The following is a 21,369-nucleotide window of genomic DNA, read 5'->3' on the forward strand; positions in this document are numbered from 1 at the left end:
CCCTCCCCTACCCGATTTGCCGCTCCACGCCCCGGAATCGGGCGTTAGCGACCCATCTGCCGGCGACTTCGGTCAGGATTTCTCTCAACGGCTCCGCCACGCTTTTCTCGAAAAGCCATGCGACGGTTGGATTGGGCTCGGATTGTTGAATGTTTTCGCCGATCTTTCTCTTGGAATAACTTGTCGGCCGACTAGGCCGACCCATTTTGATGGGGGATGCCGGGTGGGAGGACCGCGAAGCGGGCCGGGGCGGCCGAAGGCCGCGAGCCGGCGGGGGCGAAGCCCCCAAGAGGCGGGGCTTTCTTCCTTTTCCTAGGTTCTGAGGTCTGGGTGCGAAGTTATCCACAGGGCGGCCTACCCCAAAACTCACCGTGCCGGTTCAGATTCTAAGATTCTTCTTAGATTCAAGATTCAGGAGCCGTAACCCTCTGAACCGCAACAGAGAATCAGGCCGAAAAGTGAGTGTTGGGGCCGAGTCGCGTGAGCTTTGGGGTAGCCTACGGTGAGCTTTGGGGTCGGTAAAAGTGAGTTTTGGGGCCGAGTCGCGTGAGCTTTGGGGTGGGCGCCTTCTCGACGGTGAGTTTTGGGGTAGCGCCTCACCAACCAACGGGGAGCTAGCCGATTTGCCCAACTCACAATTCGCCACTAAGGTGAGCTGCGAATCTGCTCTTACTCACCGTTGGACGTTTTGATGTCGAAAGGCGCCGTAGTCGATCTCGCTATTCGGACCCTGGATCAGAAGGGGCGCGGCAACCCGTTCGACCCGGCCAACTATGGCGAGATCGTCAAGCCTGGCGAGCTGGTGGACATCGTCGAGCTGAGCCCCCTCACCCTCGCAGACCGCCGCATCTACAATCTGCTGATCGCCAACGCCTGGGAGCGGATCGGCGAGCCGATCATCCATCGCATCTCGAAAACGGCTCTGAAGGGCACGCATCAGGGCAACGAGCGGGTGGAAAGCTCGCTGTTGCGGCTGATGGGCACGATCGCGATCGTCACCATCCGCAAGGCTGGTAAGAGCTACAAGCGCCGCGTCCAGCTCCTCGGCCCGAGCGACGAGAGCCTGGAGAAGGACGGCTTCCTTCACTACCGCATCCCCGAGGAGCTGATCGAGATACTGCGGAACAGCGAGGTCTATGCCCGCCTCAAGACGCAGGTGATGTATTGCTTCGAGTCGAAATACGCCCTCTGCCTCTACGAGATGATCGAGCGCCGCATAGGCCTGGAATACAAGCAGACGGAAGATTTCACGGTAGAAGAGCTTCGCGCCCTCCTGAACGTGCCCGAAGGGAAGCTGGAGCGGTTCGCGGATTTCAACAAATACTGCCTAAAAGCCGCCAAGGACGAAATCAACAAGCTCTGTCCTTTCTTCGTAGATTTCACGCCCCTCAAGAAGGGGCGCAAGGTCGAGCGGGTGGCGCTTCATTGGTTCCCCAAAACCTCCACCGGCAAGCGCGATGCGCAAATCCTGATCGATCAGCACAGTGTCGTCCGGCGGGCCAAGCTGCGGGGCGAACCGTCCGAAATGCCGGTCCTGGTGGAGTTCAGCCAGCCGGCTGACGAACGGTGAGCCCCTACCCCAAAACTCACCTTTCAGACGCCTGCCGTTTGCCCTCAGTATAGGCGTATAGTTGTATACATCTATACGCCGCTGCGACCGACCCGGTTGCGGCCCTTCTTGACGAACAGATCGTCCAACGCCTCAGCCAAAAGGCTTTGCACCGTTGTCCCGCCCTCGGCCGCGAGGATGCGGAGTTGGGTGCTAATCTCGGGGGGGAAGTGGCCGCCGATCAGCTTGGTCCCTTGCCGCCCTCCCGGCGCCGCTTTGGCGGCGGGCGCCTCGGCCGGCGTAGCCGGCGGGGGCGCGGGATCGCCGCCAGCCTTGGCGCGGTCGAGAACGGCCTGAAGCGCATTGCCCTTGGCCATCACGCCACCTCCGTCTGTTTGTATAGTCGTATACTTGTATACTCGTATAACTGTTTGATTTCGGCCGCCGCCGGGCCATGCGGCTCGAACTCCTGCACCGCCTGGCCGACGGCTTGGGCGCGGAAAAAAGCTTTGCGGTTGCCGACCGTCACCGGACAGACGGCCGCGCCCAGCTCCTCCACCGCCTTCATCGCGTCGCCCGTCTCCTGCCCCTGGGGTGGCACGAAGGTCAGCACGACGGCGAAGGCCCGGTCGAGCTGGCGCACCACCTCCAGCGTGTGCGTCATGCTCATGGTGTCGAACACGGCTGTCTTGGTCGGGATCAGGATGAAGTCGGCATGACGCGCCGCCTCGAAGGTCACGTCGCGCGCCACGGCCGCGCCGTCGATCACCACCAGGTCGGTGCCGGCGTCGGCGCAGGCCTTCAGCATCGCCGGCAAGCGCACCGGCTGGATCGAGGCGACGGCGGGCGTGTCGAGCTGGCGCACGTCCTTCCAAAAGGAAGCGGTCGCCTGCGGGTCGAGGTCGATGATCGCAACCTCCTTGCCGGCCTGCTCGGCCGCCACGGCGAGGCACGTCGCCAGGGTGGTCTTACCGACTCCGCCCTTCTGCGAGAGGATGGCGAGAACCTTCATGCTACACTCCTACAGGTATAGGCCTATACTTGTATACACGGGCAAACGAAAAAGGGAAGGGGACACCGCGCGCGCTCATCCCTCGGGCTCCTCGTCCCCGTTGAGGGGCTCGTGGCGCATCGCGCCATGACCCGGGATCGGGCAGAGCGGCGCCCCGGCCGTCTCCAGCCATTTGCGCGCGGTCCTGACGGTGTAGCCGCACGCCGGGCATTCGCACTTGAGCATCCGCACCGCCTGTTTCCTCGGCGCGGTCGTCAGCCCGCCGGTGTCGAGGCGAGCGTGGGGGAGGGGACCCGCCGCCGCGAGGATGGGGGCGACCGCTGCCAGGAACGCATCGCCCGGCGTCGTGGCCCGCATCGGCCCGACCAGCCCAAGCCCAAGCGCGATCCGTTTAAACGGCTTCCCATGCCCGGCCTTGATGCCCACGGCCGCGTGGACCAGCTCGTGCGCCAGGATCGCGGCGATCTGCGCCGGCATGGCGTCGGGCGCATGGGCCAGGTCCGGGCGGATGAAGATTTCAAAGTGCCCGTCCGCGCTGCGCCGGTTGTCCCAGCATTCGCCGATCGCACGGCTCCTTCGGCCGGCGCTGGTGAAGCCGATCGCCACCCGCACCCGGTCGGGGAGGGGCGCGCCCAACGCCTCGAACAGCGGCGCCATACCCGCCGCCACCCCATTCAGCCAGCTCTCCCGGTTGTCGTGGATCATCTCATCTCTCCCTTCACATCGCCGCAGGGCGATGGCCTCGGCCATCGGCCCTGCCGTCGTGGCGAACAGCCCAGAGCGAGGGGGGCAGCGGGAATCCGCCGGGGTGGTGCGGGCGCAGGCGCAGCCGAGCCACGGCCCGGCCGATTGCCGTTGCGGGGGAGAGGGGGCGGCGCGCCCCTTTCCCCTCCTAAACGGAGATCTTCGCCGGCGACGCCGGCGGCCTCATGCGCGCCTCAAGCCCGCCCGCGCGAGCGATCTTCGCCCGGCAGGGACGAGACGCCGATCGGCGGCTCGGTCGGAGCGCAGCGGAGATAGAGCGCGGTCCCCTTGGGGACGCGCCCATCGCCTTGCGTTAAATAGCACTAAGTGCTATATACCTTTGCGATGACCGATGCTGAGGAAACCGCGCGGACCTTCAAGACCGCCTGGTTCGCCAAGGCGGCGCGCAAGGCGTTGATCGACGACGCGGAACTTTGCCGGGCCATCGCGGAAGTGCGGAAAGGTCAAGCCGACGACCTCGGCGGGGGTGTGTTCAAGAAGCGCCTAGATAAGAATAGGAGCCGGAGCATCATCCTAGCCAAGGGCCGCGCGCATTGGGTTTACGAATATCTGTTCGCAAAGAAGGACCGGGACAACATCGACGACAAGGAACTGGCGGCCTTTCGCAAGCTAGCTGGGACCTATGAGGGGTTGGACGATCAGCAGCTAGATCGACTCCTGAAAGATGGAGATTTTACGGAGATTTGCCATGAGCGCTAAGCGTAAGTTCAACAGCGATGCCTTTGAGGCCATCCATTCGTCTGCCTCGGCACTGTTCAAAGTAGGCGCGATCGACAAGGCGACTATGCGCGATTTCGATGAAACCTGCCTGGCCGTCACGCCGACCATCGCGCCGGCGGCGATCAAGCAGCTCCGCGAAAGCAACAAGGTCAGTCAGCCCGTGTTCGCCCGCTACCTCAACACTAGCGAAAGCACGATTGAGAAGTGGGAGACCGGGGCCAAAAAGCCGAGCGGCGCCGCCCTGAAGCTGCTGGCCATCGTCCAGAAGCACGGGCTCCAAATTCTAGCTTAGCCCCCTGTCGTCCTGTATACAAGTATACAAGTTCCGCGCCTAGCGCCCCCGATCTTGCACTGTGTAAGCCTTCGCTCCTGGCGTTCAGGCTTAGAGGAAAGAAATCAATGACGGCTACCGGAAGGACGTTCGCCACGGCCTGGGATGCGATCACTGACTCACCCGAAGAGGCGGCCGTCCTGAAGGCGAGGGCTGATCTCATGATCGCCCTGGCCGACCACATCAAGGCGCAAGGCTGGACCCAGGCCGAGGCGGCGAAGCGACTGCGCGTGACGCAGCCGCGCATTTCCGATCTCGCGCGCGGTAAGTTCAACCTGTTCGGACTGGATCACCTGGCGATGATGCTGGCCAGGGCAGGGCGACAGGTCGAGATTCGTGTGAAGAAAGCCGCGCCGCGCAAGCAAGCGGCTTGACTGTTCTTACACGCGCCAGGTCAGCCGCCGCTATCTCCAACCCGCTCGCCTCGCCAGCGTCGCCCTGAGCGTCTTGTCGCTGACCCCATAGGCGCGCGCCACCACGCGCACCGGCTCGTCGCCGGCGAGGCGGGACCGCGCCTCGGTGATCTGCTGGCCGCTCATCTTCGGCGGCCGACCAAGGTGGCGGCCGGCGGCCTTGGCAACCGCGATTCCATGCCGCTGCCGGTCCCGAGTGCGGCGACGCTCGTGCGCGGCCAGGCTGGCGAGAATGTCGGCGATCAAACGCCCGTCGTTCGTGGTGATGTCGAGGGAGGGGAGGGCGATCACCCGCAGCACGACGCCGCGACGGATCAGCTCGTCCATCAACAACACGGCCTCGCCTGTGCTGCGGCCGAGCCGATCCAGCTCGGTCACGACCAGCTCGTCGCGAGCTTGGAGGCCCGCCAGGAGCTTGTCGAGGCGATGGCGCGCCTTCACCCCGCTCTGCACCTCCTCGATGATTTGGTCGCACTCGGCGGCGCCCAACGCCGATCGCTGGCGGGCGAGGCTCTGTTCCTCGGTCGAAACTCGTGCGTAGCCGTAGCGCATTTCTTCCACCACCTTTCGCCCCTTCCAACTAGCTGATTTGCTTGGGCCGGGGGAGGGGGGAAGAAAGGTAGACCTTTCGGTCAGTACGAGGAGCCTGGAGATCAAGTGAGAGACCGCGCCGTCGGCCGGGCTTCCTCGCATCTGCTCGCGCGGATGCGGGGATTGAATCACAATCCTGATTGATTAGGCCGTCGCAGCGAGGGCTCGATGCATCCGAGCCCACCACATGGCCGCTCCGGTTCCGGCCATCACTACCGGGGGCAGCAGCGCCACCAGCTGCTGCCCTCCTGATTTTTATAAATTTCTGAACTATGACGTTTCTGTCATCTGTTCGTCACGTCCGCTTCATTCGGGGTTCGGTAGCCTCTTAGCTGGCTGAGTAGCGGGCTTTCAGACTCCGTCGCCGGCTGACGGCGCAAAGGACCGGGGGATGGATCAAGCTCGCGTTTGGGCCGGTTTGACGGCGATCCTGCTCAGCAGTTCCCTGGTCGCGAGCCCGGCTCTTGCGAGCGACGCTGATTGGCGGACCGCCGCGAACATTGGAGAGGGCGGTCTGGTGGCGCTTGCGCTCGGCAAGTCTGTAGCCAGTAGCGATTGGGGCGGGGCGAAACAACTCGGCTACAGCGTCGCCGTGACCGCGGGCACGACCCAAGTCCTCAAACATGCGTTTCCCGAAGCCCGACCGAACGGCTCCGACAATCTCTCCTTCCCATCCGGGCACACGTCCGTGTCGTTCGCCGCTGCCGGCTATCTGCACCAACGCTATGGTTGGCGATGGGGCCTCCCCGCCGCCGTCGCCGCAGGTTTTGTGGGCCTGTCGCGGGTCCAGTCGAAAGATCATCGCTGGGATGACGTCCTCGTCGGGGCGGCGTTGGGAGAGGCGACGGCGTTCCTCTTCACCTCCCCCCGCGACGGCCATGTCACCGTGCTCCCCTGGGCTGGCCGCCAGGGCGGCGGAGTTATGATCAGGGCAGAGTTTTGACGCTGCGGCGCGCGGCAGGTCCGCTCTTGAGCAGGCGCGGCCATTGCGGAAAGCTGGAGCCTCCGGGCACCCTGTCGGCCATGCTTTCATTTCGCCCTTTAGCGGTGTCGTGAGGACGCGAACGGCGCTGAGCGGCGGCCGACGACCGGGGAGCGAGCCATGAAGATTCTTGTCGTCGAAGACGAAGCGAAGACTGCTGCCTATTTGCGGCAGGGGCTCACCGAACACGGCTTCACCACGGACTTGGCCGCGAATGGGGAAGATGGAGTCCACCTGGCGACGGTCGGCGGCTATGACCTGATCATCCTGGATGTGATGCTTCCGGGGATGAACGGCTGGTCGGTGATGGCCGAGCTTCGCCGCGAGGCCATAGACACCCCGGTCCTCTTCGTGACCGCGCGCGACGCGGTCCAGGACCGGGTGAAGGGGCTGGAGCTTGGCGCCGACGATTATCTGATCAAGCCCTTCGCCTTCTCCGAACTGCTGGCTCGCGTCCGGTCGATCTTGCGTCGCGGGACTGGCCGGCAGGCTTCCACCCTGCGAGTGGCTGATTTGGAAATCGATCTGGTCCGGCATCGCGCCACTCGCGCCGAGAAGCTGCTGGACCTCACGCCCAAAGAGTTTGCGCTGCTCTCGCTGCTCCTTCGGCGCGCCGGAGACGTGGTGTCGCGCACCATGATCGCCGAACAGGTTTGGGACATCAATTTCGAGAGCGACTCCAACGTGGTGGACGTTCACATGCGCCGCCTGCGGCTGAAGGCGGACGACCCCTTCGACCGGAAGCTGATCCACACCGTGCGCGGCGTCGGCTACGTCCTGGAGGATAGGTCGTAATGGCCATCGCTGGATCGCCACGCCGGCCATGGTCTCCTTCGATCGCGCTGCGGCTGACGGTTTGGTACGCACTTTCCGCCTTCACCCTGATCTTCGCCGCCACCGCCTTCCTCTATTGGGTGCTGGTCACCAACCTGGTCCGGGAGGACGCACGGTTTCTGGCCGACGAACTCGACACGGTGCAGATGATCCTGCGGGCCGCGCCGTCGGGCGCCTGGGCCTCCCCGCTCGTCTCGCGCGCGCCGTCGCCGAGCGGTCGCCAGCTTTACGTCCGACTGCTCGATCGACGTGGCGGCGTCGTGCTCGAAACTGCCAACATGCGTCAGGTGCTCCCCTCGCCGAGCGCCGCCGCCTTGGCGGCCATCGGCTCGTCCCGCGCCGTTGACGAGGCGGCGCGGTCGAGCTCGGGCGAGCCGTTCCAAACTCTGACCGCGACCGCGGCGACGAACGATCCGGCGATCGGATATGTGCAGGTGGCCATGAACCGAGGGGCCGAGGAGCATCTCCTCGCCCTCTATCGGGCGCGCCTGGTCTGGGTGCTCAGCCTGTCCTTGATCGCCTGCGCGATCGTCGGTTTTCTGATTGCTCGCGCCGGCATGCGCCCGATTCAGCGCATCGGTCGCACCGCCGAACGGATCGGATCCAGCACTCTCCACGAGCGGATACCGATCGCTGGGCTTCCGGGTGAACTTTCGACCCTGGCCCAAGCGTTCAACGCCATGCTCGACCGTCTGGAAGACGCCTTCGGTCGCGTTTCGCGCTTCTCAGACGACGTGGCGCACGAGTTGCGCACCCCGATCAACAACCTGCGCGGCGGGATCGAGGTCGCACTGGCCCGGCCGCGGACGCGGGGCGAATATTGTGAAGTCCTGGGTTCTTGCCTCGAAGAGAGCGGGCGATTGGCGAGGGTTGTTCAGAGCCTGCTCTTCCTCGCCCGGGCCGACAATGCCACCGAGCCGCTGCAACGGGAGTCGGTCGACGTTGAGCGGGAGCTGAGGGCCGTTGCGGAGTTTTACGAGCCCTCCGGGTTGGAAGCCGGCATCGCCGTCACAGTGGTCGCGCAGCCGATCCACGCCATGCTGAATCGGACGCTTTTCCAGCAAGCTGTCGGCAATCTGCTGGCCAACGCGCTGGCCCATACCCCCCGAGGGGGGGCGGTTCAGATTGCCGCGAGCCGGGATGATCAAGAACTGCGCGTCGTGGTCGCCGACACGGGGCGCGGGATTTCGGAAGACCAGTTGCCGCATGTGTTCGACCGATTCTTCCGGGCCGATCCGGCGCGGTCCGGATCGGAACACAATATCGGGCTTGGCCTCTCGGTCGTCCAAAGCATCGTCGAGCGCCATGGCGGTCGCGCGGAAATCGCCAGCCAACCGGGCAGGGGAACGGAGGTGCGACTGCGCTTTCCTTTAACGCCCGAGAGCTAAGCCGGCACAGATGACGATCCCGTCATCTGTTCGTCATCGTGACTTCAGACTCCTTTCCTTAGAACGCCAAGTCATGAGGAGCCGCAGGGAGGCCGGATGAGACAGTTTCACAGATGGGTCAGCATATTCGCGGCGATCTTTTTGCTTGCGGTCTCGGCGACCGGGGTGATCCTCCAGGTCCAAAAGCTGACGGGCGAAGATGCCGACGCCGACAAGCCCGGCAAGACGGATCAGGTCAGCGCCCTGAGCACGGCCATTCCGTCGCCGGACTACGCGGCTCTGATCTCACGCACGCTCGACGCCGCCCGCGCCCGCGCGCCGAACACCCCGATCACCTCCATCGTCCTGAAAGGTGAGGGCGACGAGGTGGAGGGCGTGGTCGAGTTTCCGGGCGATCCGCCGCGCCAGCTCACCATCGACGCCCGCTCCGGGCGTGTGGAAAGGGACGAAAGGCACGAAGCGGAGTCGCTGATCCTGAGAATCCACAGCGGCGAGATCCTTGGCGAACCCGGTGTGGTCCTGGGCATCCTGTGGGGCCTGGCGCTCGTGATCCTCTCGATCACCGGCGGCTGGGTCTACATCGACATGTACCGGCGCCGGCGCAAGGCGAGCGGAAAAGCGGGGCTGTTCTGGTGACCCGAGGGCGGTTAGTCCTGCCGCTGCTGCTCGCGGCCGGCGCCTGCGTCGTAGCCTTCCCGGTCGCTGCGCAAACCTCGCTCGGTCCGCCCGCGCCGACCAATAGCGAGCCGCCGCCCGTCCAGCAGAACTCCACACCCCCTCCCAGACAGGGCTTCTCGTTCAACCCCGACGCCGGCGTGGTCTATCAGTCGGGAGACTTCCGCGTCACCGCCTGGGGCTATGCTGAGCGCGCCTTCGACCCTGATGGTCCGGACTATTTCCGGCGGGTCCGCCAAGGCATGGAAATCGATCTGCCACGGCTGTCGGACAGCGTGCGTCCCGCGTTCGTCTACGAGGTCGATCTCACCAACACCAACTTCTTCGGCGACTTCGGCGGCAAGGGCGGAAACATCGGCCGCCGCAACTTCGAGAACCTGTTCGTGGCGCTTCAGCACCCCGACGATCCTGGCAAGTTTCGCCTGCTCGTTGGTGAGAACACGCATATACTCTCGCGCGAGGATAATCTGTCGTCGGGCAACCTGCCGACAATCAACCGCTCGTTAATTCTCGAAGAGCATGGCTCGGTCAACAGCTTCGGCACACAGTTCGGCGTGCAGTTCCAGAAGGCTCTCTCCGACAAGCTGACCGTCCAGCTCGCGGCGCTCGATAACCGGGGGTCGCTCAACACTCCTGATCCTCGCTATTCGGTTGGTAATTCGCTCGCCGGCAAGATCATCCTGACGCCGATCAATACCGACGGCCGCAAGCTCACGATCGGCGCCGCCGTCGATCGCACTGGCGACATTCGCGATCGGGTGTTCACGCTCGCGACGGCGATCGGCGCGGCCCCGCTGGGCGGCGTGCCCGCCACCGGCAACAAGCTCAGCGGCGAAGCCGATATTGCCTACACCTTTCCGCTGCTCGGACACGCCACGACCCTGGAGGCGGAAGCCCTCTACTCCCAATTCTCGGGCAGCCGCTCGAACGTGGGGGGCGGCTATGCGATGGTCCAATACTCGCTGTTCGACGCGCCCCACACTGGCGATCTCGACCTGTTCGCGCGCTACGACGTGGTGAGCCTCGGGATCGACAGCGTTGCCGGGCGCGCGACGCAACAGGCGGTGCGGGCGGGGGTGAACTACAACCTTCCCTACACCAAGAAGCTGACGAGCCTTCACGTCGAATACGCCCATAATCTTCTGTCCGGGCCGGCCACGATCGTCACCAATTACAATCCCAGCGATGAGTTCAGGATCATGTTGCGGGTGAGCCTGCAACGCTATGTTCGCCACTAGGCCAGGATACTATGACCCAGCAGCTCCTGATCCTGGCGGTCATCGCAATTTCGTTCGTCGCGCTGATCGGATGGCGTTTGTGGGTTGGGCTCCGACGCCGAACAGGTCAACTACCGGGCGGTGAGGGCACTGGTTCGACCACGATGCACGGTCCTGCAGGACCGCCGCATACGGTCCAGCGGCAACGGGCAGCGCCCGTGCCGCTCCGGGTTGCGCGCATCTTTCAGGAAACGCCGACGGTGCGCACCTTCCGACTCGTCGATCCGGAGCAACCGCGTATAGGATTCAGCTTCAAGGCGGGCCAGCACCTCAATCTGCGGCTGTTGATCGATGGCGATGAGGTGCGTCGTACCTACACGATCGCCTCCGCCCCGTCGCAAACCGCCTATGTCGAGCTGACCATCAGGCGCGAGCCCGAAGGGCTGTCGTCGCGGTATCTCCATGATCATGTCAGCGAGAACGACATCATCGTGACCGCCGGCGCCGCGGGCCATTTCACGTTTGAGGGAACTGAAGCCGAGAGCCTCGCGCTGATCGCCGGCGGCGTGGGCATCACGCCGCTGATGAGCCTGCTGCGCGATCTTCTGAACCGGGTCTGGCCCGGCGACATCTACCTGATCAGTTGTGTGAAATCTTCGAACGACATCATCTTCCGCGACGAGCTGGAATATCTTCACCGCCGGCACCCGAACTTCCATCTTCTGATCCTCGTCACCGGTGATGCCACGTCCGATTGGGCAGGCGAGACGGGCGCAATCACAGCCGAACGGATCGCGCGCATGGTGCCCGATATCGCCTCGCGCCGGGTCCATCTTTGTGGCCCCGCCGCCATGATGATCGCCGTCCAGGCGATGCTCGACCAGCTCGGCACGCCAAAAGATCAGGTATTCGTCGAATCCTTCACAGCCCCGCCCGAGACCCTGGACGATGACCACACGGTTGCGGCCTTGACCGACAGTCGGGTGCTGTTCAAGCGGTCGGGTAAGGCGATTGAGGTTCCGGCAGGCGAGAAGCTCCTGGATGTGGCGCTGGCTGCCGGCGTCGACATCGAATACTCCTGCCGAGAGGGTATTTGCGGCACGTGTAAAGTTAAGCTTCTTTCCGGCGATGTCGACATGGCTCGCTCGGGAGCGCTCCTCTTATCTGAAGTCGCTAAAGGCTATGTGCTTGCCTGTCAGGCACGCGCCACCTCGCCAAAACTCGTCATCGACGCATGAGCAATTTCTCATGCTTGCCGAGCACCTAGGCCAGACCCGGGGGGCCGGAGGTCTACATGGATGTACTGGTGCAGGACGCCCTGGAGGTCGTCTCGGCCCACCCTGGGTACGCAACCCTATTTGTGTTCCTGGTGACCGCCGCCGAAGCCATCGCCGTCCTGGGCCTGTTCATTCCCGGAACCGCGATCCTGATCGGCATGGGCCTCTTAGTCGGCGCGGGCGACTTGCCATTGTGGCCGGTTCTGGGGGCCGGGACCCTGGGCGCGATCGTCGGCCATGCTGCGTCGTTCTGGCTCGGCCGGCGGTATCAATCCCAGTTGCGGGGCTCGTGGATCTTCCGGCGCTGGCCGCTGCTGCTCGCCAGGACCGATCAGTTCTTTCGCCACTACGGGCCGTTCAGCATCGCTCTGGGCCGTTACGTGCCGACGGTCCGGCCGATGGTCCCCCTCGTCGCCGGCATGGCTAATATGTCCTCGCCTGTGTTTCATATCGTGAACGTCATTTCGGCCCCGATCTGGATGGCCACCTACATCCTGCCGGGCGCGCTCGCCGGCGCATGGCTGGCGGCCCTGGGGCCGGAACTGCGGCTGGCGCTGCTCACTGCGGCGGTGGCCGCATTCGGCATAACGACCTTCCTATCCATCAGGCGTATCTTTCGACCCCCCGGCGCCCGTCCGGGAGAGATTTCGTGCGCGGCGACCCCTCCGGATCAGCCGCTTCCACCACCCTAGCCGTGAATCTGGCTGGTCATTTGCGCGATGCGCGCGGCTGAAACCAAAGCAACAGCGCGGCGGCGGCCGCGAAGGCCGCGCCGGCGAGGAAGGTCGCCGATGGGCCGGCGGTTTGCCACAATAGGCCGGCCAAGGAGCTGGCCACCAGAAGCGCGCCAGCCAGCACGAGGTTGAAGATGCCGAACGCCGTGCCGCGCAGATCGTCCGGGGCGGTATCGGCGACAAGCGCCGACAGCAGCCCTTGCGTGAGGCCCATATAGGCCCCCCAGAGGACCACGCCGATGAATAGGCCCAACAGGCCCGGCGCGAGGCCAAGGACGAGATCCGCCAGCACGAGCATCGCCAGACCGGCGATCAGCACCGGCCGGCGTCCCACGCGGTCAGAGAGCGCCCCCGCCGGGGTGGAGATCGCGGCGTAGACTAGGTTCATCACCACCATCACCGCGGGGACGACGGCGACCGGCAGGCCTGCGGCCTGACCCTTCAGCACCAGAAACGCTTCGCTGAAGCGCGCTAGCGTCAGGACCGACCCAGTCAGCACGACCCACCAATAGGCCGGCCCAAGTCGTGCCAGCTCGGCGCGCCGGATGGGCCACCCGCGCTGACCGCTGGGCTTGCGGCCGGCCGGCTCCCGCACGGCGAATATGGTCAGAAACATCGCCAGCGCCGCCGGCAGGACGGCCCACCAGAACACCGCCCGGTAATCGCTGGCGTAGAGCGCCATCAGCGCGATCGCCAGCAGCGGACCTACAAAGGCGCCGAGCGTGTCGAGCGCCTGCCGCAGGCCGAACGCTGCGCCGCGCAGCGCCGGCGGCGTGATGTCCCCGACCAGGGCGTCTCGCGGCGCGCTGCGCACTCCCTTGCCGACCCGGTCGAAGAACCGGGCGGCCAAGACGGCCCCCGCCGATCCCGCCAGCGGGAACATTGGCTTGGTGATCGCCGACAGGCCGTAGCCGATGACGACCAGCAACTTGCGCTTGCCCACCCGGTCCGACAGGACTCCGGAGAAGACCCGCGCCACCGACGCCGTCGCCTCGGCCACGCCTTCGATCAGACCGACCGTCGCGGTGCTGGCGCCGAGCACGCCCACCAGAAAAAGGGGCAGCAGGCCATGCACCATCTCCGAGGAGATATCCATCAAGAGGCCGACAAACCCGAGCGCCCAGACGCTTGCCGGCACCCGTCGCCACCCGCTTAAGTCTGGCTTCGATGGTGTGGCGGCCACGCACCAATTCTCCATGATGACGCCGCAGCGCCGCCGGTGCGATCGGGTCTCCCGGAACGAGCGGCGGCTTTGCTACGAGCCGCCGCTCGCCCCGACGAGGACCCTAGACCTTGATATTCACGCCGCCTCTGGCTTTCGCCAACTCCGCCGCCCGTTCAGCCGGCGGATCATTGGCTTCGCTTTTGGCCGGACGCTGCTGTTGCGCCTGAAACTGCAGTTGCTGCAACGTCTGTGACGTCGGCAGCGACGAAGCTGCACCTACCTGCATATTGCACACTCCGATAATAGGCGAGGAATCGCCAACAGCCCAATACAGATTGAGCTTTTCCTCTTTACATCCGCGAAGCTTACCTCAGTCTAAACCAATCAGGCTCAGTAAATGACGAGTTTGTCATCTAGACGTAATGTCTAACTGCTGCCGTGCGCAACAACGTCTCTTTGTGACTTCGGTCTGACGTCTTATACTGTTGCTTTCCGCGAACGTCGCGGCACGGGTCGGACGAGAGCCCTGCCCGCCGTGTCGGCTGAGGAGGCGCCCGCGATGACATCCGGCGGTCTATCCCGGCAAGCGCTCGGCATCACGGTGAACCACACCGCGCCTGACCCGGGCCGGCGCCCCGGTGACTGCCCCACGTCATGCGGGTCGCGAGAGTTCGAACGAGACGTCCGCCGACGCGTAGCCCAATATTTCATCGACACTGGAGTTGGGCAGCACGCCGATTTCCGTATGATCTCAAAATCCTTGATCCTTGGAATTCTGTACTTCGGATCCTATGCCCTCCTGCTCACCGGATTGCTCCCTTGGCCTCTGGCGTGGATGCTCTGCATCACTATGGGCGTCGGCCTTGCCGGCCTAGGCTTTTGCGTTGGGCACGATGCACTACACGGCGCGTACTCCGCCAACCCGCAGGTGAACAGGGTGCTGGGGCTGGTCTTCGAGGCCTTGGGGGGCAACGGTGACGCATGGAGGCAGTCTCACAACGGCGCTCATCACGGCTGCCCCAATGTAAGCGGGCACGATAAGGACGTTGACGTCAGCCCGTTGATCCGCCTTAGCCCACATAGCGCGTATCGGCCCGTTCATCGGTTCCAGCACCTCTATGCCTTCGGTCTCTACAGCCTAGCGACGTTGAACTGGGCTTTCGCGAAGGATTACGCCGCCTTCGCCAGCGACGGCGCACTCCGCATCCGCGCCCACAGCGCCGCAGCTTGGGCGCGGCTGCTGCTCGGAAAGCTCGCGTTCTATCTGGCGATGGCGGTTCCCTTCCTGCTCTTGCAGATGCCGCTTTGGCAGGTCGGGCTCGGCTTGCTGACAGTCCACCTTACCGCGGGACTAATCGTCGGCACCGTCTTTCAACTAGCCCACACCGTCGAGGGCGTGGAGCACATGCCGGCCTCGGGGGCTCCGGCGGCTAAGGCGGCTTGGGCGGCCCATCAACTCCGGACAACAAGCAACTTCGCAACGGGTAGTCGGCTCGTCGAGTGGTACATTGGCGGGCTGAACTATCAGGTCGAACATCACCTTTTCCCGCGCATCTGCCATGTCCACTATCCGAAGATCAGCCCGATCGTGCGGGCCGCCGCACTGGAACACGGGCTTCCGTACAACCGTCTGCCCTCCCTTCGGCACGCGATCGCAGCTCATTGCCGAATGCTCCAGCGGTTTGGGAGGCCGGCAGAAGCGACCGCGCAGACCAGCAACCAACCATCCGCCGCCCGGTCCAGGTACACGCCATAAGACCCGCCAGCCCAAGCACGGGCATGGCGGACAGCAAAGTAGGACGCCGGAACGGTCGTCGGCCCGTTCGGCCGGTCGATTGTAGGGACCGGAAAACGCCGCTCAGGGATGTTGCGACGAGTTGGCGGCGGGCTCCACCACTACGGCGCAGCGCTGCGATTTCGCTGTTCGGGTCGCCGTTCGCCGGCATGTGGTCAGGGCCTCAGCGTTCTGCCGCGAGAGGTCGGAGGCCGCCGCCAGGCCATTCCACGTGGCAAGGTCGGCGGTTCGCATAAGCTGCGCGCCGGCCTCCCACCGGTTCAGCCGAAGCGTCGCGGCTGCCATCCGCTCTGGTACACGCCAGCTCGCCGGAAGGGCGCGCGCGATCGGCCCCGAGAAACACACCCACACGATGATGCCGGCGACGGCACCCATGGCTGTCATGATCGCGACCTGGCGAATCTGCTCGCGCCCGGTGCGCTGGCGCTCGGCCAGGCGCTCCAGGTCCGCGCCGGCCGCATCCACCCGCTGCACGGCGTTCGCCAGCTCCCGCCGACCCTGCTGCTGGGCGGTCTCCGACGCCTGGCGAATCTGCGAGGCGAGGTCTTGGGGCGTCAACCGCAGGGCCGGATGCGCCTCCATAGCCGCAAGGCTTTGGGCGATCGCCGCCAGCGTCGGGGCGTAGTCCGGCGCCGTGGTCGGCTGATCTTCCAGCGCCGCGCGGAGCTGGGCCACCTCGGCTCTGAGCGCCTCGAAGGCCGCCGCCGGATCGGCCCCTAATCCCTCATGATCCTCGGCCATGCTCTCTCGTTATCGTCCCAGCCCGATAGAACGCCCAAGCGTCAGCGAACGAACCAGCGCGTCGCCCATGCTTCGGCCTGCGACCTCGCGGACCTTCCCAAGCCCAAGCTCCACCTTCTTGCCGCGAAGGATAGATTCCACCTGGGCGTCGCGGCCAAGGCCCTGCGCCATGGTTTTCATGCGCGCCTCGATGGCTCTCCGGGCATCGGCGTTCCGGGAACTGGAGCCGAGCTCCGTCCGCAGCCCCTGCAGACCCTTCCAGTCCGCCACGAACCGCTCGGCGCGGGCGGCGGGGTCGAGACGCACCTGGGCCTCCTGCGCCATCGCGCGGCGGACCTCCGTCATGCCCTCGGGCGTGCCGCCCCGGGCCGCGAGCCCTGGGTTGCGCGCGAGGGCCGAACGGAGATCCATTGTGGTCTCTTTGGAAACACCCTCCAGCCCCTCGCGGGCCTTCTGCATCTCAATTTTCTGGTGCGGCAGGATCGGCAGGCCCTGTGCGCCCATCCGCTCCGCATCGGCCCACGCGGCCACATAGCGCGATGTGGCCCGGTCCACCGACTTCGCCGGCATAGGCGCCGCCCGCTCCACCGCCTCGGCAACCCCTCCGGTGGGTCCGCCGGCGCCGGGGCGGCCAAGTTTCAGGCCGTCGAACATGCTGCGCTTAGCCGTGCGGGCGCCCTCGGGGATTAGGGGGCGGTCGACTCCGCGCCGCTCGGCGAACGCTTGGCCGTAGTCCAGGGTCGTATCCTTCGCTCGCTCCCGGCCAAGCGTCCGGGTGAGCTGCGCCCGGTCCTTGAAGTCATCCCCGCCGTAGTGGACCGCGAGCGTCTCCCGGTGACGGCTCATCCCGACATAGGCCGCGTGGCGGTCCAGGCCCTCGCTGGCGAGCAGGTGGCCGTGATCCACGGTGACGCCCTGGCTCTTATGGATGGTGGACGCATAGCCGTGGTCGATCTGGGCGTAGTCCTTGAGGTCGAACCGGACCTCCCGGCGCTCGGTGCCGTCGAGGCGCACGGTCAGGCTGGCGCCCCCGCCACCGTGTGGCTCGATCCGCTCCACGGTCCCCAGCGTGCCGTTCTTGACGCCCATCGACCGCTCGTTGCGCAGGAACATCACCCGGTCGCCGGCGGCGAACGCCCGCGCGCCGCGCTCAGTCTGCACCAGCTGGTCGGCCCCCAGCGCGCCTGCGGCGCGCATCCGGCCGCGCGCCAGCTGGTTCAGCTCCGCCACGTCGGCCCGGGTGTGGGCGAGCATGACCTGAGTGGTCTCCGGCCGGGTTTGGCGCACGGCGTCCCAGCCGTCCACGAGGGCGCTGCGGGCCGCTTCCCGCGTCTCGTGGCCCCTCACCATGCCGGCGGTCTCGTAGCGGGCCAGGGCGGCCCCTGTGCGGCCCGTGGCCAGCTCCCGCGTCGCCTCCCGCTGCCAATCGTGGCGCTGGCGGCGGATTTCGGTGATCTCGGCCGCGCCGTGCCGCTCCGTCAGCGCCCGGAACGAGGCGCCTGCCTCGATGGCCTGCAGCTGCTCGGCGTCGCCGACCAGCACCACCTTGGCGCCGGCGCTCTCGGCCGCCGACAGCACCCGGTCCATCTGCCGCGAGCCGATCATCCCGGCCTCGTCGATCACCAGCACGTCGCGCGCCGTGAGCATGTCCCTGCCCTGCGCCCACCCGTGCTCGAGACTGGCGATCGTCCTCGAGGTGATCCCGGACCCGCCCTCCAGGCTCTCCGCGGCGATCCCCGACAGGGCCGCGCCGCGCACCTGGTAGCCCGACGCCTCCCATGCCTCCCGGGCTACGCCCAGCATCGCGCTCTTGCCCGTGCCGGCGTAACCGACGACCAGTGCGAGATCTCCGGAGCGACTGATATGCTCCAGGGCGTCTCGCTGTGATCCCCTCAGATCGAGACCGCGGGCCTCGCCGGCGGCCACCCCACTCTCCAGCGCCGCCGGCGAGACCTTGTGCGCGCCGCGGCCGGCGAGCTGCTCGGCCGACCGCTCAAGCCGCTGCTCCGTGGCCAGCATTTCGCGTGTGCTGAATCGCTCCCGGCCGACGCCGTCCTTGCCCAGCGCCACCAGCTCGGGCGAGGTCTGCACCGCGCTCATGGCCTGGCTGAACTGATCGGCGTCGTCGGTGTGCCGGTGAACGAACCGCGCCAGGTCGTGATCGGTGAAGGTGCTCTGTTGGCGGGTGATGGCGTCCAGCGCCACGCTCGGCTCCGCGATGATCCGCTCGCCGTTGCGCCGTGCGATTTCGCGGTGATCCATCGCCCGTTCGGCGTCTTCCCCCCTGCCCTCGCGCCGCGCGCCGGCCGGGCCGATCTTGTGCTGCGGCTCCAGGCCGATGCCCTGCGCTTCCAGGGTCCGGTGATCCACCTGGGCGTCGATCCCCAGCTCGGCCAGCCGCTCGTTCACATGGCCGGCCCAACGCTCGCGCCAGCCCTCCAGAAGCTCGGTCGAATTCCACTCCCGAACCTTCTTGCCGAAGCCCTCCGGACCCACTTCCCGCATCGACAACATGACGTGGGCGTGCGGCTTGGCCAGGCCGTCCGGCCCCACGTCCCAATGCACATTGAGGTCGGCGACCATCCCCCGGTCGACGAACTCGGTCTGCACGAAATCCCGCGCCAGCTCGACGCCCTGCGCCTGGCTCATCTCTCGCGGAATGGCGAACTCGATCTCGCGGGCGAGCTGGGCGTCCTTGCGCTTCTCGAACGCCTCGACCTCGTTCCACAGCGTCTCGCGGTCCTGCCAGCGCTCCGGCGAGCCTTCCGGCACCATGATCTCGGAGTGCTCGACGCCCGCCTTATTGCTGAAGTTGTGCGACCGTCCCAGCCTTTCGTCGTGCAACTCGGAGGCCGAACGATAGGCCGCCGCCGCCACGGCGCTGGAGCCGTTGGCGCGGGAAATCACCTTGGCGCTGAAATGATAGATGGCCACGAGCGGGAGGATGCCTCAGCCGTAGGCGTTCTACAAGCGCACGTCGGCACGACGTATAAGCGCGCACTCAAAACCCTAAGGCCTTTCGTGATGGACTCAGCGGGTGGAGAATGATTCACTCAGTCCGACGAACGCGCCAATTGGAGATTGAGGCCGGCCCATGCGCAAACCCCGCGACATCGACGCCGAGCTGAAGGCGCTCCAGGACAAGGCCAAGACGCTTAAAGCCCGCAAGGTCGTGCAGCTCGGGGAACTGGTGACGGTCACCGGGGCCGACGTGCTCGATCTGGAGACGTTGGCCGGCGCGTTGCTGGCGGCGGTGAACGGCGCGAAGTCAACCGAGCAAAAGGAGGCGTGGCGCTCCGAGGGCGCGGCCTTCTTTCAACGCCGAGGACGCAAAGGGCGCACGGGCGTTGCAGCTTCGGGTTCGAACGACGGCGGCGGCGCAGCGTCGCGCGGCGACGGCGATCCGGCGCGCTGAATCCGCCCACGCCCGCACCGATACGAGAGCCTGGGTCATGCAACGCCGCGAACGCACCCGCCACCTGATCGAATTGGGCGGCCTCATTCAAAAGGCCGGCCTGGTGGACCTCACCGACGACGACCGCGCCACCATCTTGGGCGGGCTTCTGGAGCTGGCCGATAAGCTCCAGGGCGAAGGCGGCGCGGCCCTTGCGGACGGCTTCCGGCGACGCGGCCGGCGCGCGTTTGAGGCCGAAGCGAAGGCCGCCGAATGAGGGGCCTCCTGCGCCTCGTCGCCCTGATCATCTACGTCGGCGCCGGCTGCCTGATCGGCTTCATGGTCGGCCGCCTGCTGCTGATCCCGGTCGCGGCCGTGACGCATATCGACAGCACCTTCGCGTCGATCCTCCCGATCGCGGCCGGCGTCGTCGGCGCTGTCAGCGGACTGGGCTGGTTCAATGCGCGGTTCGCCCTCCCCGCGGCGCGCGGCGGCGTCCACGGCTCGGCGTATTTCGCCAGCCCGGGCGAAGTCAAAAGCTCGCTCGGCGGCGCGGCCGGCCTGATCGTCGGCCGCGAGAACCGCAAGGGTGGCCAGCTCCTCCGCTACGCCGGCCAGGCGCACCTTCTGACCATCGCGCCCACCCGCTCCGGCAAGGGGGTGGGCGCCATCATCCCCAACCTGCTGACGGCCGATCGCTCGGTCCTCTGCATCGACCCCAAGGGGGAGAATGCCCGGATCACCGCCCGCGCCCGGGCGCGCTTCGGCTCGGTCCACGTACTCGATCCGTTCGAGGTATCCGGCCAAGCCACGGCCGTCTTCAACCCGCTCGCGGGCCTCGATCCCGACAGCCTGGACCTGGCCGAAGATGCCGCCCTGCTGGCCGATGCCCTGGTCCACGATCCGCCCGGCCAGGGCGGCGAAGCCCATTGGAACGAGGAAGCCAAGGCGCTGATCGCCGGCGTGATCCTCTACGTCGTCTGCGAGGAGCGCCCTGAAACCCGCACCCTGGCCACGGTGCGCGAGCTGCTGACCCTCAGTCCCGCCGATTTCGCCGCCTCCCTGGCCATCATGCAGGAATCGCCCAGCGCCGGCGGCCTGGTTCGTCGCGCCGCCAACCGACACCTCGGCAAGAGCGAGCGCGAGGCGGCTGGCGTGCTGTCCTCCGCCCAGCGTCACACCCATTTCCTCGATAGCGTCCGGATCAACACGACCATGGCGCGGTCGGATTTCCGCTTCGCAGACCTGAAGGAAGCCAAAGCGACCGTGTTCCTGGTCCTGCCGCCGGAGCGGCTGGACGCCTATTCCCGTTGGCTGCGACTGATGGTGGCGCAGGCGATCCATGACCTGGCTCGCTCCCCTGCCCGGCCGGCGGCCCCGGTCCTCTTCCTGCTTGATGAGTTCGCGGCCCTCGGCCGCCTGGAACCCGTCGAACGGGCCTTCGGCCTGATGGCCGGGTACGGCCTCCAGCTCTGGCCAATCCTCCAGGACATGCACCAGCTTTGGAGTACCTACGGGAAAAGCGCCGGAACATTCGTGTCCAACGCCGGCCTGGTCCAAATCTTCAACGTCGCCGACGTGGAAACCGCGAGCTGGGTGTCCAAGTCGATCGGCGCCACCACCATGAGCTACCAGACGACGGGAACCAGCACCTCGCGCGGCGGAATGCAGCTTTTCGAGACCAAATCCACCTCGACCACGGCCCACCTGGGTTCACCTCAAGGTTTGTGCGCTAAAAGGCGCTTAGAAGTACGAACCAAGAACATTGGTGCGGAAGTCGGCGTTC

Annotated in this window: 23 protein-coding genes; 15 read left to right on the forward strand and 8 right to left on the reverse strand. The window is 66.0% G+C overall.

The window, feature by feature from the left end; translation table 11 throughout:
- Positions 1–691: 691 nt before the first annotated feature.
- Positions 692–1,570, forward strand: a complete 879-nt coding sequence (locus tag AC07R7_RS24415; RefSeq protein ID WP_494636892.1) for a replication initiation protein — start codon at positions 692–694, stop codon at positions 1,568–1,570.
- A 71-nt stretch (positions 1,571–1,641) separates the two neighbouring features.
- Here the strand turns inward: AC07R7_RS24415 and AC07R7_RS24420 are convergent, their stop codons facing one another.
- From AC07R7_RS24420 to AC07R7_RS24430, 3 genes are all read right to left on the reverse strand, one after another.
- Complete coding sequence (locus tag AC07R7_RS24420; RefSeq protein WP_494636893.1) at positions 1,642–1,926, reverse strand: ribbon-helix-helix domain-containing protein; 285 nt, start codon at positions 1,924–1,926, stop codon at positions 1,642–1,644.
- Positions 1,926–2,561, reverse strand: a complete 636-nt coding sequence (locus AC07R7_RS24425; protein WP_494636894.1) for a nucleotide-binding protein — start codon at positions 2,559–2,561, stop codon at positions 1,926–1,928. Before AC07R7_RS24425 ends, AC07R7_RS24420 begins: the two co-directional genes overlap by 1 nt.
- A 75-nt stretch (positions 2,562–2,636) precedes the next feature.
- Positions 2,637–3,266 carry a hypothetical protein gene (locus AC07R7_RS24430; protein ID WP_494636895.1) on the reverse strand — a complete coding sequence of 210 codons (630 nt, stop codon included), beginning with the start codon at positions 3,264–3,266 and terminating at the stop codon, positions 2,637–2,639.
- Between the two features lie 384 nt (positions 3,267–3,650).
- Between AC07R7_RS24430 and AC07R7_RS24435 the strand changes: the two genes are divergently transcribed.
- The 3 genes from AC07R7_RS24435 (at position 3,651) to AC07R7_RS24445 (ending at position 4,751) form a co-directional block, all read left to right on the forward strand.
- Positions 3,651–4,025 carry a type II toxin-antitoxin system RelE/ParE family toxin gene (locus tag AC07R7_RS24435; protein WP_494636896.1) on the forward strand — a complete coding sequence of 125 codons (375 nt, stop codon included), beginning with the start codon at positions 3,651–3,653 and terminating at the stop codon, positions 4,023–4,025.
- Positions 4,015–4,338: a helix-turn-helix domain-containing protein gene (locus tag AC07R7_RS24440; protein ID WP_494636897.1), complete on the forward strand. Its 324-nt coding sequence runs from the start codon at positions 4,015–4,017 to the stop codon at positions 4,336–4,338. The genes AC07R7_RS24435 and AC07R7_RS24440 overlap by 11 nt, the downstream gene beginning before the upstream one ends.
- 107 nt (positions 4,339–4,445) lie before the next feature.
- Positions 4,446–4,751 carry a helix-turn-helix domain-containing protein gene (locus AC07R7_RS24445; RefSeq protein ID WP_494636898.1) on the forward strand — a complete coding sequence of 102 codons (306 nt, stop codon included), beginning with the start codon at positions 4,446–4,448 and terminating at the stop codon, positions 4,749–4,751.
- A gap of 30 nt (positions 4,752–4,781) precedes the next feature.
- On the opposite strand, the gene AC07R7_RS24450 is transcribed toward AC07R7_RS24445, so the two are convergent.
- Positions 4,782–5,342, reverse strand: coding sequence for a recombinase family protein (locus AC07R7_RS24450; protein WP_494636899.1), 561 nt, complete (start codon positions 5,340–5,342; stop codon positions 4,782–4,784).
- A gap of 430 nt (positions 5,343–5,772) precedes the next feature.
- Between AC07R7_RS24450 and AC07R7_RS24455 the strand changes: the two genes are divergently transcribed.
- The 7 genes from AC07R7_RS24455 (at position 5,773) to AC07R7_RS24485 (ending at position 12,446) form a co-directional block, all read left to right on the forward strand.
- On the forward strand, positions 5,773–6,324 hold the full coding sequence (locus AC07R7_RS24455; protein WP_494636900.1) for a phosphatase PAP2 family protein: 552 nt from the start codon (positions 5,773–5,775) through the stop codon (positions 6,322–6,324).
- A gap of 159 nt (positions 6,325–6,483) precedes the next feature.
- Positions 6,484–7,158, forward strand: coding sequence for a heavy metal response regulator transcription factor (locus tag AC07R7_RS24460; protein ID WP_494636901.1), 675 nt, complete (start codon positions 6,484–6,486; stop codon positions 7,156–7,158).
- Positions 7,158–8,585: a heavy metal sensor histidine kinase gene (locus AC07R7_RS24465; protein ID WP_494636902.1), complete on the forward strand. Its 1,428-nt coding sequence runs from the start codon at positions 7,158–7,160 to the stop codon at positions 8,583–8,585. The genes AC07R7_RS24460 and AC07R7_RS24465 overlap by 1 nt, the downstream gene beginning before the upstream one ends.
- Positions 8,586–8,681: 96 nt before the next feature.
- Positions 8,682–9,221, forward strand: a complete 540-nt coding sequence (locus tag AC07R7_RS24470) for a PepSY domain-containing protein (RefSeq protein ID WP_494636903.1) — start codon at positions 8,682–8,684, stop codon at positions 9,219–9,221.
- Positions 9,218–10,498 carry a porin family protein gene (locus AC07R7_RS24475; RefSeq protein ID WP_494636904.1) on the forward strand — a complete coding sequence of 427 codons (1,281 nt, stop codon included), beginning with the start codon at positions 9,218–9,220 and terminating at the stop codon, positions 10,496–10,498. Before AC07R7_RS24470 ends, AC07R7_RS24475 begins: the two co-directional genes overlap by 4 nt.
- Before the next feature lie 11 nt (positions 10,499–10,509).
- Positions 10,510–11,715, forward strand: a complete 1,206-nt coding sequence (locus AC07R7_RS24480) for a 2Fe-2S iron-sulfur cluster-binding protein (protein ID WP_494636905.1) — start codon at positions 10,510–10,512, stop codon at positions 11,713–11,715.
- 56 nt (positions 11,716–11,771) lie between these two features.
- Positions 11,772–12,446: a DedA family protein gene (locus AC07R7_RS24485; RefSeq protein ID WP_494636906.1), complete on the forward strand. Its 675-nt coding sequence runs from the start codon at positions 11,772–11,774 to the stop codon at positions 12,444–12,446.
- Positions 12,447–12,462: 16 nt separating this feature from the next.
- On the opposite strand, the gene AC07R7_RS24490 is transcribed toward AC07R7_RS24485, so the two are convergent.
- Positions 12,463–13,671: an MFS transporter gene (locus AC07R7_RS24490; RefSeq protein ID WP_494636907.1), complete on the reverse strand. Its 1,209-nt coding sequence runs from the start codon at positions 13,669–13,671 to the stop codon at positions 12,463–12,465.
- A gap of 103 nt (positions 13,672–13,774) precedes the next feature.
- Positions 13,775–13,939, reverse strand: coding sequence for a hypothetical protein (locus AC07R7_RS24495; RefSeq protein WP_494636908.1), 165 nt, complete (start codon positions 13,937–13,939; stop codon positions 13,775–13,777).
- 459 nt (positions 13,940–14,398) lie between these two features.
- Between AC07R7_RS24495 and AC07R7_RS24500 the strand changes: the two genes are divergently transcribed.
- On the forward strand, positions 14,399–15,409 hold the full coding sequence (locus tag AC07R7_RS24500; RefSeq protein ID WP_494636909.1) for a fatty acid desaturase family protein: 1,011 nt from the start codon (positions 14,399–14,401) through the stop codon (positions 15,407–15,409).
- A gap of 102 nt (positions 15,410–15,511) precedes the next feature.
- Here the strand turns inward: AC07R7_RS24500 and AC07R7_RS24505 are convergent, their stop codons facing one another.
- Together AC07R7_RS24505 and traA are read right to left on the reverse strand one after the other, a co-directional pair.
- Entirely contained in the window at positions 15,512–16,189 is a 678-nt protein-coding gene (locus tag AC07R7_RS24505; RefSeq protein ID WP_494636910.1) for a DUF6118 family protein, read from the reverse strand.
- Positions 16,190–16,198: 9 nt separating this feature from the next.
- Positions 16,199–19,123, reverse strand: a complete 2,925-nt coding sequence (gene traA / locus AC07R7_RS24510) for a Ti-type conjugative transfer relaxase TraA (RefSeq protein ID WP_494636911.1) — start codon at positions 19,121–19,123, stop codon at positions 16,199–16,201.
- A gap of 160 nt (positions 19,124–19,283) precedes the next feature.
- Here traA and AC07R7_RS24515 point away from each other — a divergent pair, with 160 nt between their 5' ends.
- From AC07R7_RS24515 to AC07R7_RS24525, 3 genes are all read left to right on the forward strand, one after another.
- The gene (locus tag AC07R7_RS24515; RefSeq protein WP_494636912.1) at positions 19,284–19,604 is read left to right on the forward strand and encodes a conjugal transfer protein TraD; all 321 of its coding nucleotides are present in this window, start codon (positions 19,284–19,286) and stop codon (positions 19,602–19,604) included.
- Positions 19,605–19,641: 37 nt separating this feature from the next.
- Entirely contained in the window at positions 19,642–19,860 is a 219-nt protein-coding gene (locus AC07R7_RS24520; protein WP_494636913.1) for a conjugal transfer protein TraD, read from the forward strand.
- The coding region (locus AC07R7_RS24525) for a type IV secretory system conjugative DNA transfer family protein (RefSeq protein ID WP_494636914.1) at positions 19,857–21,369 on the forward strand (1,513 nt) is incomplete at its 3' end. The genes AC07R7_RS24520 and AC07R7_RS24525, both read left to right, overlap by 4 nt.

It is taken from the genome of Caulobacter sp. GW821-FHT05F04 (assembly GCF_059419665.1).

Excerpts from the sequence above, each read along its gene's own strand:
- AC07R7_RS24415 (WP_494636892.1), top strand. The coding sequence starts at position 692 with ATGTCGAAAGGCGCCGTAGTCGATCTCGCTATTCGGACCCTGGATCAG.
- AC07R7_RS24420 (WP_494636893.1), bottom strand. The coding sequence starts at position 1,926 with ATGGCCAAGGGCAATGCGCTTCAGGCCGTTCTCGACCGCGCCAAGGCT.
- AC07R7_RS24425 (WP_494636894.1), bottom strand. The coding sequence starts at position 2,561 with ATGAAGGTTCTCGCCATCCTCTCGCAGAAGGGCGGAGTCGGTAAGACC.
- AC07R7_RS24430 (WP_494636895.1), bottom strand. The coding sequence starts at position 3,266 with ATGATCCACGACAACCGGGAGAGCTGGCTGAATGGGGTGGCGGCGGGT.
- AC07R7_RS24435 (WP_494636896.1), top strand. The coding sequence starts at position 3,651 with ATGACCGATGCTGAGGAAACCGCGCGGACCTTCAAGACCGCCTGGTTC.
- AC07R7_RS24440 (WP_494636897.1), top strand. The coding sequence starts at position 4,015 with ATGAGCGCTAAGCGTAAGTTCAACAGCGATGCCTTTGAGGCCATCCAT.
- AC07R7_RS24445 (WP_494636898.1), top strand. The coding sequence starts at position 4,446 with ATGACGGCTACCGGAAGGACGTTCGCCACGGCCTGGGATGCGATCACT.
- AC07R7_RS24450 (WP_494636899.1), bottom strand. The coding sequence starts at position 5,342 with ATGCGCTACGGCTACGCACGAGTTTCGACCGAGGAACAGAGCCTCGCC.
- AC07R7_RS24455 (WP_494636900.1), top strand. The coding sequence starts at position 5,773 with ATGGATCAAGCTCGCGTTTGGGCCGGTTTGACGGCGATCCTGCTCAGC.
- AC07R7_RS24460 (WP_494636901.1), top strand. The coding sequence starts at position 6,484 with ATGAAGATTCTTGTCGTCGAAGACGAAGCGAAGACTGCTGCCTATTTG.
- AC07R7_RS24465 (WP_494636902.1), top strand. The coding sequence starts at position 7,158 with ATGGCCATCGCTGGATCGCCACGCCGGCCATGGTCTCCTTCGATCGCG.
- AC07R7_RS24470 (WP_494636903.1), top strand. The coding sequence starts at position 8,682 with ATGAGACAGTTTCACAGATGGGTCAGCATATTCGCGGCGATCTTTTTG.
- AC07R7_RS24480 (WP_494636905.1), top strand. The coding sequence starts at position 10,510 with ATGACCCAGCAGCTCCTGATCCTGGCGGTCATCGCAATTTCGTTCGTC.
- AC07R7_RS24485 (WP_494636906.1), top strand. The coding sequence starts at position 11,772 with ATGGATGTACTGGTGCAGGACGCCCTGGAGGTCGTCTCGGCCCACCCT.
- AC07R7_RS24495 (WP_494636908.1), bottom strand. The coding sequence starts at position 13,939 with ATGCAGGTAGGTGCAGCTTCGTCGCTGCCGACGTCACAGACGTTGCAG.
- AC07R7_RS24500 (WP_494636909.1), top strand. The coding sequence starts at position 14,399 with ATGATCTCAAAATCCTTGATCCTTGGAATTCTGTACTTCGGATCCTAT.
- AC07R7_RS24505 (WP_494636910.1), bottom strand. The coding sequence starts at position 16,189 with ATGGCCGAGGATCATGAGGGATTAGGGGCCGATCCGGCGGCGGCCTTC.
- AC07R7_RS24515 (WP_494636912.1), top strand. The coding sequence starts at position 19,284 with ATGCGCAAACCCCGCGACATCGACGCCGAGCTGAAGGCGCTCCAGGAC.
- AC07R7_RS24520 (WP_494636913.1), top strand. The coding sequence starts at position 19,642 with ATGCAACGCCGCGAACGCACCCGCCACCTGATCGAATTGGGCGGCCTC.